Source organism: Mycobacterium sp. ACS4331 (assembly GCF_001667265.1).
Taxonomy (GTDB): Bacteria; Actinomycetota; Actinomycetes; order Mycobacteriales; family Mycobacteriaceae; genus Mycobacterium.
This window is the reverse complement of record NZ_LZHW01000077.1, coordinates 1-11,204: the sequence shown is the minus strand read 5'-3', so window position 1 is coordinate 11,204 and position 11,204 is coordinate 1. Positions and strand designations below refer to the sequence as shown.

The 11,204-nt window shown below is 69.4% G+C and carries 12 protein-coding genes and 1 pseudogene; 11 read left to right on the top strand and 2 right to left on the bottom strand.

The features are described from left to right. Window positions 1-70: 70 nt before the first annotated feature. Window positions 71-1,171, top strand: coding sequence for a 3-dehydroquinate synthase (aroB, locus tag A5727_RS18385; protein WP_068252777.1), 1,101 nt, complete (start codon window positions 71-73; stop codon window positions 1,169-1,171). 4 nt (window positions 1,172-1,175) lie between these two features. Here aroB and A5727_RS18380 read toward each other — a convergent pair whose 3' ends face one another. Next, window positions 1,176-1,784 carry a B-4DMT family transporter gene (locus A5727_RS18380; RefSeq protein ID WP_068252774.1) on the bottom strand — a complete coding sequence of 203 codons (609 nt, stop codon included), beginning with the start codon at window positions 1,782-1,784 and terminating at the stop codon, window positions 1,176-1,178. A 33-nt stretch (window positions 1,785-1,817) separates the two neighbouring features. Between A5727_RS18380 and A5727_RS18375 the strand changes: the two genes are divergently transcribed. From A5727_RS18375 to A5727_RS18330, 10 genes are all read left to right on the top strand, one after another. Next, window positions 1,818-2,918, top strand: coding sequence for a M24 family metallopeptidase (locus A5727_RS18375; protein ID WP_068252773.1), 1,101 nt, complete (start codon window positions 1,818-1,820; stop codon window positions 2,916-2,918). 12 nt (window positions 2,919-2,930) lie between these two features. Then, window positions 2,931-3,494, top strand: coding sequence for an elongation factor P (gene efp / locus A5727_RS18370; protein WP_068252772.1), 564 nt, complete (start codon window positions 2,931-2,933; stop codon window positions 3,492-3,494). Then, window positions 3,487-3,990, top strand: coding sequence for a transcription antitermination factor NusB (nusB, locus tag A5727_RS18365; RefSeq protein WP_068252768.1), 504 nt, complete (start codon window positions 3,487-3,489; stop codon window positions 3,988-3,990). The genes efp and nusB overlap by 8 nt, the downstream gene beginning before the upstream one ends. Before the next feature lie 76 nt (window positions 3,991-4,066). Next, on the top strand, window positions 4,067-4,279 hold the full coding sequence (locus tag A5727_RS18360) for an Rv1893 family protein (RefSeq protein WP_068252765.1): 213 nt from the start codon (window positions 4,067-4,069) through the stop codon (window positions 4,277-4,279). A gap of 83 nt (window positions 4,280-4,362) precedes the next feature. Beyond that, entirely contained in the window at window positions 4,363-5,406 is a 1,044-nt protein-coding gene (locus A5727_RS18355) for an isopenicillin N synthase family dioxygenase (protein ID WP_068252762.1), read from the top strand. A 9-nt stretch (window positions 5,407-5,415) separates the two neighbouring features. Beyond that, window positions 5,416-6,363, top strand: a complete 948-nt coding sequence (locus A5727_RS18350; RefSeq protein WP_068252759.1) for a LysR substrate-binding domain-containing protein — start codon at window positions 5,416-5,418, stop codon at window positions 6,361-6,363. 68 nt (window positions 6,364-6,431) lie between these two features. Further along, the gene (locus tag A5727_RS18345; RefSeq protein ID WP_068252756.1) at window positions 6,432-7,670 is read left to right on the top strand and encodes an acyl-CoA dehydrogenase family protein; all 1,239 of its coding nucleotides are present in this window, start codon (window positions 6,432-6,434) and stop codon (window positions 7,668-7,670) included. A 29-nt stretch (window positions 7,671-7,699) separates the two neighbouring features. Then, window positions 7,700-8,746, top strand: coding sequence for a hypothetical protein (locus A5727_RS18340; RefSeq protein ID WP_068252751.1), 1,047 nt, complete (start codon window positions 7,700-7,702; stop codon window positions 8,744-8,746). Between the two features lie 17 nt (window positions 8,747-8,763). After that, window positions 8,764-9,396, top strand: a complete 633-nt coding sequence (locus A5727_RS18335; RefSeq protein ID WP_068252749.1) for a GPR1/FUN34/YaaH family transporter — start codon at window positions 8,764-8,766, stop codon at window positions 9,394-9,396. 105 nt (window positions 9,397-9,501) lie between these two features. Next, entirely contained in the window at window positions 9,502-10,647 is a 1,146-nt protein-coding gene (locus A5727_RS18330) for an acyl-CoA dehydrogenase family protein (protein WP_068252746.1), read from the top strand. On the opposite strand, the pseudogene A5727_RS18325 reads toward A5727_RS18330, so the two are convergent. Then, window positions 10,644-11,141: pseudogene (locus A5727_RS18325) on the bottom strand (serine hydrolase); the annotation flags it as partial. The gene A5727_RS18330 and the pseudogene A5727_RS18325 sit on opposite strands and share 4 nt — an antisense overlap. Window positions 11,142-11,204 lie beyond the last annotated feature (63 nt).

Genomic DNA, 11,204 nt, shown 5'->3' with positions numbered 1-11,204 from the left:
CCCCGCCCACCGGGCCAGTCACGCCGGCGACCCCCGCCGCGCTTGCCGCCCGCCGCACCGAGGTTCGTGAATGAGTGACAGCAACAGCATCCCGCCACCTGTGACCATCGAGGTCGCCGTCGACCCGCCCTACCCGGTCATCATCGGCACCGGTCTGCTCGGCGAGCTGGGTGAGCAGTTGGCCGGCACCCACAAGGTCGCCGTCCTGCATCAGCCGGTCCTGGCGCAGACCGCCGAAGCCATCCGAAGTCATTTGGCGGACAAGGGAATCGACGCCCACCGCATCGAGATCCCCGACGCCGAGGCCGGTAAGGAGCTGCCGGTCCTGGGCTTCATCTGGGAGGTGCTGGGCCGGATCGGCATCGGCCGCAAGGACGCTGTGGTCAGTCTCGGCGGGGGAGCGGCCACCGACGTGGCGGGCTTCGCGGCGGCGACCTGGCTGCGCGGCGTGGACGTCGTGCACATCCCGACCACCCTGCTGGGCATGGTCGACGCCGCCGTCGGCGGCAAGACCGGCATCAACACCGATGCCGGCAAGAACCTCGTCGGCGCATTCCACCAACCGCGCGCGGTGCTGGTGGACCTCGCCACGCTGCAGACGCTGCCGCCCAACGAACTCGTCGCCGGCATGGCTGAGATCGTCAAGGCCGGTTTCATCGCCGACCCGGTGATCCTCGACCTGATCGAGGCCGACCCCGCTGCCGCCATCGACGCCGGCGGTGACGTGCTGCCCGAACTGATCCGCCGGGCCATCGCGGTGAAGGCCGAGGTGGTGGCCGCCGACGAGAAGGAGTCGGCGCTGCGCGAGATCCTCAACTACGGACACACGCTGGCGCACGCGATCGAACGACGCGAGCGCTACCGCTGGCGCCACGGCGCCGCGGTGTCGGTGGGGTTGGTGTTCGCCGCCGAACTGGGCCGGCTGGCCGGACGCCTCGACGACGAGACCGCCGACCGGCATCGCACGGTCCTGGAGGCGCTGGGCCTGCCGGTCAGCTATGACGCCGACGCGCTTCCCCAGCTGCTGGAGTACATGGCGGGTGACAAGAAGAACCGGGCCGGCGTGCTGCGGTTCGTGGTGCTCGACGGCCTGGCCAAACCGGGCCGGCTCGAGGGGCCCGACCCGGCCCTGCTGGCGGCGGCCTACTCCGAGGTCGCCCGCGGCGCCTGAGCGCTCAGTCCTTGGGACGGTCCTCGGACGCGGTGATGGTCTCGGTGTCGTCGCGCTCGGCGACCGCGACCGACGAGGTCTGCTGTTCGGTCTGTCCCGCCGCACCCTCGTCGTCGCGGACGGCGGCGAACACGTCGGTGTCGGCCCGGTCGGGATCATGGCCGTGCGCGGAGGCGTGGCGGTCCACCGGCGGCGCCTTGCGGTCGACCAGCCAGCGGCCGACGGCCACCGCGGTGATCGCCGGAACGAACACCAGCAGCGCCGTGAACGCGGCGAACGTCGTCAGTTCGTTGACGATCCCGCCCACATACAGCGCGGGGTACAGCAGCGACAGCAGCCAGCAGACCGCTCCGGACAGCAGGCCCGCGACCAGACCGGCCACCAGCCACGTCATCGCGAGGTCGTTGCGGCGATCGGGATCGGGGTTGGCGCGTGCGTCGGCCCGCCCGTCGGACAGACCCCAGAGCAGAGCGATGACCGCGAACACCACGAGCGCCACGACGCTGATCAACAACGCCTTGGTCTCGAACTGGTTGATCAGGGTGCCCTGCACCAGACGGACCACGACCATCAGCGCTGCGAACACCAGTCCGCGCAACAACCACTTGCTCATGGGGGGTCAGCCTAGCGAGTAGCGTGATGCGGCGTGACACATTCCCAGCGCCGTGACAGGTTGTGCGCCTCATTACAGTCCGCCGATCTGGATGCGCTGCTGGTCAGCGACCTCAACAACGTCCGCTACCTCTCCGGGTTCAGCGGATCCAATGCGGCGCTGCTGGTGTACGCCGACGGACGAACCGCGGTGCTGGCCACCGATGGGCGCTACCGCACCCAGGCGGCGAAACAGGCCCCGGACGTCGAGGTGGTCATCGAACGCGCCTGCGGACGGTGCCTGGCCCTGCGCGCGGCCTCCGACGGGGTGCGCCGACTCGGGTTCGAGGGGCACGTGCTGACCGTCGATGCGTTCGACGTGCTGAGCCGCTCGCTGGCCGACCATGAGCAGACGGAGCTGGTGCGGGCCTCGGGTGCCGTCGAATCGCTGCGGGAGGTCAAGGACGCCGGCGAGGTGGCCCTGCTCCGGTTGGCGTGTGAGGCGGCCGACGCGGCTCTGGCCGATCTCATCGAGCGCGGGCGGCTGCGTCCGGGCCGCACCGAGAAGCAGGTGCGCAACGACCTCGAGGCGCTGATGTTCGACCACGGCGCCGACGGCGTGTCGTTCGAGACGATTGTGGCCGCGGGCGCGAACTCCGCCATTCCGCATCATCGCCCGACCGAAACGGTCTTGGCGGCAGGCGATTTCGTCAAGATCGACTTCGGCGCGCTGGTGGCCGGCTATCACTCGGACATGACGCGGACCTTCGTGCTGGGGCACGCCGCGGACTGGCAGCGGGAAATCTATGACCTGGTGTCCGCCGCGCAGCGCGCGGGGCGGGAGGCACTGGCTCCCGGCGTCGCGCTGTCCGACGTCGACGCCGCGTCCCGGCAGATCATCGTCGACGCGGGCTACGGGGACACCTTCAGCCATGGCCTCGGGCACGGGGTAGGACTCCAGATCCACGAAGCGCCGGGAATCAATGCCAGCGCCGCCGGTACACTGCTTGCTGGCTCGGCGGTGACCGTGGAGCCTGGTGTCTACTTGCCCGATCGCGGCGGTGTCCGCATCGAGGACACCCTGGTGGTGGGGGAGGCGGACGCTCCCGAACTGCTTACTCGGTTCCCCAAGGAACTGCACATTCTTCCGATTTAAGGAGCACTGACCGTGGCATCGACTGCCGATTTCAAGAACGGCCTCGTCCTCAACATCGACGGACAGCTGTGGCAGATTGTCGAATTCCAGCACGTCAAGCCCGGTAAGGGTCCGGCCTTCGTCCGCACCAAGCTCAAAAACGTGCTGTCCGGCAAGGTCGTCGACAAGACCTACAACGCGGGTGTGAAGGTCGAGACCGCCACCGTCGACCGCCGCGACGCCACCTACCTGTACCGCGACGGCAGCGACTTCGTGTTCATGGACTCCGAGGACTACGAGCAGCATCCGCTGTCCGAGGCGCTGGTCGGTCGGCTCGCGGACTTCCTGCTGGAGAGCATGCCGGTGCAGATCGCGTTCCACGACGGCGTGCCGCTGTACCTGGAGCTGCCGGTGTCGGTCGAACTCGTGGTGACCCACACCGAGCCGGGCCTGCAGGGTGACCGCTCGAGCGCGGGCACCAAGCCGGCGACCGTGGAGACCGGTGCCGAGCTGCAGGTGCCGCTGTTCATCAACAGCGGTGACAAGCTCAAGGTCGACACCCGCGACGGAAGTTACCTGGGCCGCGTGAATGGCTGACGGCAGGCTGAACAAGGCTTCGAAGCCGGTCAAGGGCAGGCATCAGGCTCGCAAGCGCGCGGTCGACCTGCTCTTCGAGGCTGAGGCACGCGGGCAGACAGCCGCCGAGATCGCCGACGCGCGGGCCGAGCTCGCGCGAGTGAAGCCGGATGTCGATCCCGTTGCGCCGTACACCTACACCGTGGCGCGCGGGGTCACCGAGCACGCCGCGCACGTCGACGACCTGATCAGTTCGCATCTGCAGGGCTGGACGCTGGAGCGGCTGCCCGCGGTGGACCGTGCGATCCTGCGGGTCGCGGTCTGGGAACTGCTGCATGCCGAGGACGTTCCCGAACCGGTGGCCGTCGACGAGGCCGTCGAGTTGGCCAAGGAGCTGTCGACCGACGATTCGCCGGGCTTCGTCAACGGGGTGCTGGGACAGATCATGTTGGTGACGCCGCAGATCCGGGCCGCGGCGGAGGCCGTGCGCTCGACGGGCCCCGACGACGAGTCCTGAGGCTGGCGGTCGCGGCGCCCATCTGGTTACGTCAGCAGCATCTGTCGAACAGCCACCCACCGAAAGGCGGCCTGTGATGGGCTTCAACCCCAAGGATGCAGTCGACTCCGCGCGGGACATCGCGACCTACGCGGTGGACATGTCGAGCGACATCGTGGACAACTCGGTCGAGATCCTCAAAGGCAACATCGCCGAGGGGCTGGGCAACATCGTGCAGGACTCGCTCGACATCGCCGGGCACACCTTCACCAAGGTCAAGGAGATGGTCACGGGCCGCGACGTCCAATGACCGGCGTGCAGAGATTCTGCACAGGTCTCAAGACGCCGTGAACCGCGCTGGCATCCGGGCCACACAGCCCGCATGCTGGTGGCGTGCTGCCCGTCCTTGACCTCGAACACGCCGACGCAGACCCCGCGGGATTCCGCACCGCGCTGCGTGAGGCCGCGCACCAGTTCGGATTCTTCTACCTGACCGGACACGGCGTCCCGCGCGAGCAGCGCCAGGAGGTGCTGCAGCTGGCGCGGCAGTTCTTCGCGCTGCCGGACGCGGCCAAGGATGAGATCAGCCAGTTGAAGAGCCCGCAGTTCCGTGGCTACTCACGCCTGGGCGGCGAACTGACCAACGGCACCGTCGACTGGCGCGAGCAGATCGACATCGGCCCCGAACGCGCCGTCATCGCGGGGGCGCAGGGCTACTGGCGCCTGCAGGGCCCGAACCTGTGGCCCTCCGCACTGCCCGCGCTGCGACCAGCGTTCGAACGGTGGAGCGCGGTGCTGTCGGACGTGGGGCTGCGTCTGCTGCGGCACTGGGCGGTGTCACTGGGCGCACGGGAGGACGTCTTCGACGCGGCGTTCGCGGCGCTTCCCGCCACGCTGATCAAGGTGGTCCGCTATCCCGGCACGCTCGACACCACGCAGGGCGTCGGCGCTCACAAGGACTCCGGTGTGCTGACCCTGCTGCTGCTCGAACCGGATTCGACGGGCCTTCAGGTGCAGCTGAGCCCTGGGACGTGGATCGACGTGCCCCCGCATCCGGACGCGTTCGTGGTCAACACCGGGGAACTGCTCGAGGTGGCCAGCGGCGGCTACCTGCGCGCGACGCAGCACCGGGTGCTGGCCCCCGCGCCGGGTACCGACCGGGTGTCGATTCCGTTCTTCCTGAACCCCGCATTGGACGCGCAGGTGCCGCTCATCGAGCTGCCGCCCGAATTGGCCGCAGCCTCAAGGGGAGTTGAGCTCGATCCGGCCAACCCGATCTTCAACACCTACGGCGAGAACGCGTGGAAGTCCCGCACCAGGGCCCATCCGGACGTCGCCGAACTCCATCACGGCATCAGGGCCACCGGTCCCGCGCGCGTACTGACTCTTTCCCTCCGCCTGATCGCAATACTGGGAACCCGAAGCCGCGCTTCATAGATTGAGGCGGTGTTCGACGTCCGCAGGCTCGTGGTCTTCCGTGAGGTCGTGCGCACCGGCTCGCTCTCGGCGGCCGCGGCCGCGTTGAGCTACACCACATCTGCGGTGTCCCAGCAGATCGCCGCGCTGGAGCGCGAAGTCGGTGTCGCGCTGTTGGTGCGTGGTCCGTCGGGCGCGCGGCCGACGCCGGCTGGGCGCCGTCTGCTCGAGCACACCGGCACGATCCTGGCCGCCATCGAACGCGCGGAACGGGATCTGGCCAGCCCGGACTCAACCGAGACGCTTCGGGTGGCGTCGTTCTCCAGTGCGGCCGCGGCGATCCTGCCCGCCGCGCTGTCCCGGTTGCGCGCGGCACACCCTGGCCTGCGGCCCAGTCTGGTCGGCGCCGACCCCGACGAGGGTGTGGCGCTGCTGAACCGGGGTGAGGTCGACGCGGCCATGGTCACGGAGGTGCCCGGTGAACGTCCGCTGTACGTCGGCGTGGTCACGGCGCCGGTGTACGACGACGAGTTCTACGTCGTTCTGCCCAGACGCCATCGGCTGGCCGCCCTCAACGAAGTGGCGTTGGCCGACCTCGCCGACGAAGAATGGGTGGTCAGTTCGGCCACTGGCAGCTGCCCCGACACCAGGGTGTTTCAGAATGCCTGCCGCAGTTCAGGGTTCACACCTTCAGTGACCTTCCGCCCGGAGGATTACTCCACCGTGCAGGGTCTGGTCGCGGCCAACCTCGGGGTGTCGCTCGTGCCGTCTCTGGCGGCGGCGCAGGCCCGAAACAACGTCGCGGTGCGCCGGGTCGCCGGACCGCGTCCGGTCCGGCGAATCTCGATGGCCACCGCTGCGGAGCCGTGTCGGGATTCAGCGCTCGCGACGCTGGTCAGTCTGGTGCAGGCGGTCGGTGCGCGGTTGGCCAACGATGCGGCCTACAGCGTTCCTGCACGCCCTTTCAGTGTCGCTTGATCGCCCTTCCCGGCGATCTCTGCGCTCCCTAGCCTCTGTTTCATCACCGACTCAAGGAGCGAAAAGGCATGACTGTCACTGAAATTCGTCCACCAGCTCAGCGAATCGACACAGTCGAGGAGGCGCTGCGGGTGGCGCATGAGGTCGCCGCGGAGGTGGCCGCGGGTGCGGTGCAGCGTGAGCTCGACGGCGTCTGGCCCACCGAGGCGCTCGCGCTGGTGGCGCGTTCGGGGCTGCTGTCGGTGATCGTGCCCGTCGCGCACGGTGGCCCGGGCCTGCCGCGGGCCACCGCGGTGGAGGTGCTGCGGATCCTGTCGACGGCGGACTCCGCGGTGGGCCAGCTGCTGTTGTCGCACTTCGTGCTCTCGGCGGCGATCGAGGCGCTCGGCAACGGGCAGCCGGCGCCGGAGATCTATGCCGACATTCTGGCCGGCGGCCAGTTGGGCAACGCGACCGTCGAGCGCGGCACCAGGACCTCCCAGGACCGGCTGACCACCGTGGCTCGGCGCGACGACGGCACATGGGTGCTCAACGGCACGAAGTATTACGCCACCGGCACACTCGGCGCCACCTGGATCGCCGTGGCCGCACGCATCCCCGACACCGCTCCCGCGCACGGGGCCACGGTGTTCGTGCGGCCCGACGCCGCCGGAGTCACGCTGAACCTCGACCGCTGGTCGTCGTTCGGGCAGCGCGGCACGGCCAGTGGTGAGGTGGTGTTCGACGACGTCGTGGTCGACGGCGCATACGTGCTCGACGAGGGGCCCGATCCGGATCCTGTGACGGCCGATCCGTCGGTGCTCGGCGCCTTCGATCAGGCACTGCACACCGCGGTCGACGTCGGCATCGCCCGAGCCGCACTCGAGGACGGCGCCGAGTTCGTCCGCACCAGGAGCCGGCCGTGGTTTGAGGCCGGAGTCGACAGCGCGGCCGACGAACCCCACGTGATCCGCCGCTTCGGTGAGCTCACCGCCCGGCTGTACGCGCTGGAGGCGCTGCTGGAGCGCGGTTCGGCGCTGGTCGACGCCGCGCTGGCCGAACCCGAACTGACCCGGGAGGCCGCCGCCACGGCATCGCTGAACGTGGCCGCCGCCAAGGCGCTGGCCCAGGAGTTCGCGGTCGAGATCGCCAGCGGCGTACTGGAACTCGCCGGCTCGTCAGCGACCGACCGCAGGTACGCCCTGGACCGGCACTGGCGCAATGTCCGGGTCCATTCGCTGCACGACCCAGCCCGGTGGAAGTACGTCCACCTGGGCAACCACACCCTGCACGGCACCACACCGCCCCGCCTGGGCGTCCTGCTCTGAATTCACCGTTGACCGAAGGAGTTCCACCGATGTCCGGTTTCTATCTCACAGGCAGCATCAACGCTCCGACCGTCGAGGACGCATTCGCACTCGTCGGCTCGCGGCTTCAACCCGGCGTGACCAGGGTGCCCGACGGCGAACCCGGTGACCGCGCCAACTGGGTGCTCACACAGTCCGACCTGTTCCTGGACAACCCCACGCTCGACGTCGTCGACGGCAAGGTTCGCACCAGGGCCGGAACCCCCGTGGAGTTCGGGACCGTCGACTACCACAGCACCGCGGTGCAGTCCTACGCCGCGTTCGTCACGGCCCGCGACAAGGGCGTCCTTGCGCCGGAATCCCGGTTCCTGGTGTCGATTCCGACTCCCTTCAACGCGGCCAACTTCTTCGCCGAGTTCGACTCGCAGGTGGAGGTCGCGCTCGCCTACGAGCAGCGACTGCGGGAGAGCGTCGAGGCCCTGCAACAGCAGATCCCGACGCACGACCTGGCGATCCAGTGGGACCTCCCGGCCGAACTCGCGACGCTGGAGGGCTGGTTCCACAACCCGTACGCGGGCCCGGAGGCCATCTTCGCCGCGACGGCCCGCCTGGCCGACTGGGTGCACGACGACGCGCAGTTGACGTTCCACCTGTGCTACGGCGACTCGAAGTTCGGGGCGTCGCCGTTCATGGGGGATCCGCCGGACGCCGAGGCCGCCGCGCGCGGTGGCAGGCACATCCTGCCCCGGGACGCCTCGACGATCGTCACGCTGGCCAACGGGCTGTCCCGTCATGTGCGCCGCCGGATCGACGCGTTCCAGGCCGCGACCGTGGCCGCATGGAATCGGCGGGCGCACTGGCGGCCGCTGGCCGACCTGGCCATCGAACCCGGAACTGAGTTCTTCCTCGGTCTCCTGCACGCCGAGGACGGTGCCGAGGGGGCGCGAGTGCGCGCCGCGTTGGCCGCCGAATTCCTTCCGGAGTTCGGCATCTCCACCGAGTGCGGGCTGGGCAGGCACTCGGCGGAGCAACTCGAGGCGGTGCTCGTGGGGTGGCAGGACTACGCCGCCTCCCGTCAGCCCGCGCTCATCGGATAACGGATAAAGGGGGAGACATGACAGACACGTTGGATCGTCGGCTCGGTGCGCTCGAGGTGGATCAGGTCGCGGAACCGGCTGCGGCGCAGAGTAATCCGGGGCTACTCGGGCTGCCGCTGACCCTGGCGGGTGCGGTCGGGCTGGGTTTCACCAACACCGGCATCGTGTCGGCGGCTGCGGCACCTGTGCCCATCCTGCTGTCGGCCACCGCGGTCGGACTCCTGCTCACCACGATCTGGGCCGCCGCACTCGGGCAGAACGTCAACGCCACGGTGTACGGCGTGTTCTTCGGGTTCTACGCCAGCTTCGCGGTGCTCTCACTGGGGCAGACCCACGACTGGTTCGGCATCGCGCCGGAGGCCGCCGCGCAGACCACAGCCCTGTGGCTGGGCAGTTGGCTGCTGGTCATCGGGCTGCTGACCGTGCTGACACTGCGGTTGCCCTGGACCTACCCGGTGCTGTTCGCGGTCGTCGACGTGGCGTTGGTGCTGCTGCTGATCGGCACGCTGACCGGGAGTTCGGCGGCCACCGTCGCCGGCGGCTGGTTCGTGTTCCTGTTCGCGGCGTTCGTCGTGTACTTCTACGTCGCCGCGCTGTGGGAGGAGACGGGCGGGCGGGCGCTGCCGTTGGGCCGGCCGCTGGTCAGCTGAGCGGGTAGTCCGGCAGGTCGACGCCATCCGGTGTGGTGAACCACGTCCTGGCGGCCAGCGGCCGAAGCCCACTTCCATACCTTTGGGTATGGTAGCGTCGCCCGCATGACGCTGCTCACCGATGAGTTCGTGACCGCGCTCGGCGAACGCGCCGCCGAGGCCGAGGATCTGCGGAAACTCCCGGCCCAGACCATCGCCGACTTCCGTGCGTCGGGACTGGCGAACCTGCTGCTGCCCAAGCGGTACGGGGGACTGCAGGCGGATTTTCCCGCAATCCTCGATCCCATCAGGCGGATGGCGCACGGATGTGCCTCCAGCGCATGGACTCTGGGCTTCTACATGCTGCACAACTGGATGCTGGCCCTGTTCGACGAACGCACACAGGATGAGGTCTTCGCCAACGGACCGGTGCTGTGTCCAGCGCCCCTGGCGCCCACCGGACGGGGTGAGCCCGCCGACGGCGGGGTCCGGATCACGGGACGGTGGTCGTGGGCCACCGGAGTGATGGACGCCGACTGGATCATGGTCGGCGCGCTGTGCGGAGACGGCGCCGACATGTTCCCCGCTCTGGCCCTGCTGCCGATGTCAGACGTCGAGGTTGTCGACGTCTGGCACACCGCGGGGATGCGGGCCACCGGGTCCAACGACGTCGTCGTCACCGACGCCTTCGTGCCGCAGCACCGCCTGGCGAAGGTGCTCGACGTCTACCGGGGCACCGCGCCCGGGGCGGGCCTGCACGACGCCGACACCTACCGGTGGCCCCTGGTCCCGGCGCTGTCGCTGGTCGCGGCGATGCCGGCGTTCGGGGCGGCCGAAGCTGTCACCGACGCCTTCGCGGCGCGGCTGAGCGAGCGGGTCCTGGCGTATTCCGGTGTGGCGCAGAAAGATCAGCCCGCCGCACAGATCAGGCTGGGAAGTGCCCGGGTGCGGCTCGCGGCGCTGCGCGGACTGCTCGACCACACCACGGCCCGCATCCAGGAGTTGGTGGTCGCGGGGGAGCCCGTGTCGCGCACCGAACGCGCCGCGGCCCGGTCCGCGGCCGCCCACATCGTGCACGAGTCGCGGGCGGTGATCTCCGACCTTCTCGAATCCTCCGGTGCCAGCGCCCAGTTCCTGGCCAACCCACTGCAGCGCGCCAAGCGCGACGTCGATGTGATCTGCGGGCACGTCGTGTTCGACTACGACGTGAGTCGGGAACTGGCGGGGGCCACCGAGATCGGCGCGAAGGTCAGCCCGATCGCGATGATCTAGAGGCCGAGCGCCCGATAGGTGCGACGGACGAACCGGGGCTGCGCGGTGCGCAGCGCGGCCAGCGACGTGTTGCCTGCGATCGCCGAGGCCGCGACATCGGGGGACAGGTCGGGCGCGTTCTGAACCAGGTAGATCAGGACCAGGTCCGCGGTCGGATCCGCCTGCCACCACGTGCCGTAGGCGCCCGGCCAACTGAACGAGCCCACCCCGCCCGGCCCGAACAGCGGCGCCGACTTGGCCGCATCGGTGACCACCGACAGGTTCAGCCCGAACCCGCGGCCCACCCAGAACGGCATGCCCAGGAACGGGATCCTCTTCTGTGCCTCGGTCAGCTGATCGGTGCGCATGGCCCGCACCGACGCCTCCGAGAGCACGCGCGTGCCGTCGAGGACACCGTCGTGCAGAAGCATGCGCGCGAACTTCAGGTAGTCGTCGACCGTCGACCACAGGCCCGGGGCGCCCCGGGAACACGCCCCCCCCCCCCGACCGGGCGGCGCCCCCCACCCCCATTTTAAAACATAATTAGAGGAGCACGGTCTCAATGATCCGCCGCGCCC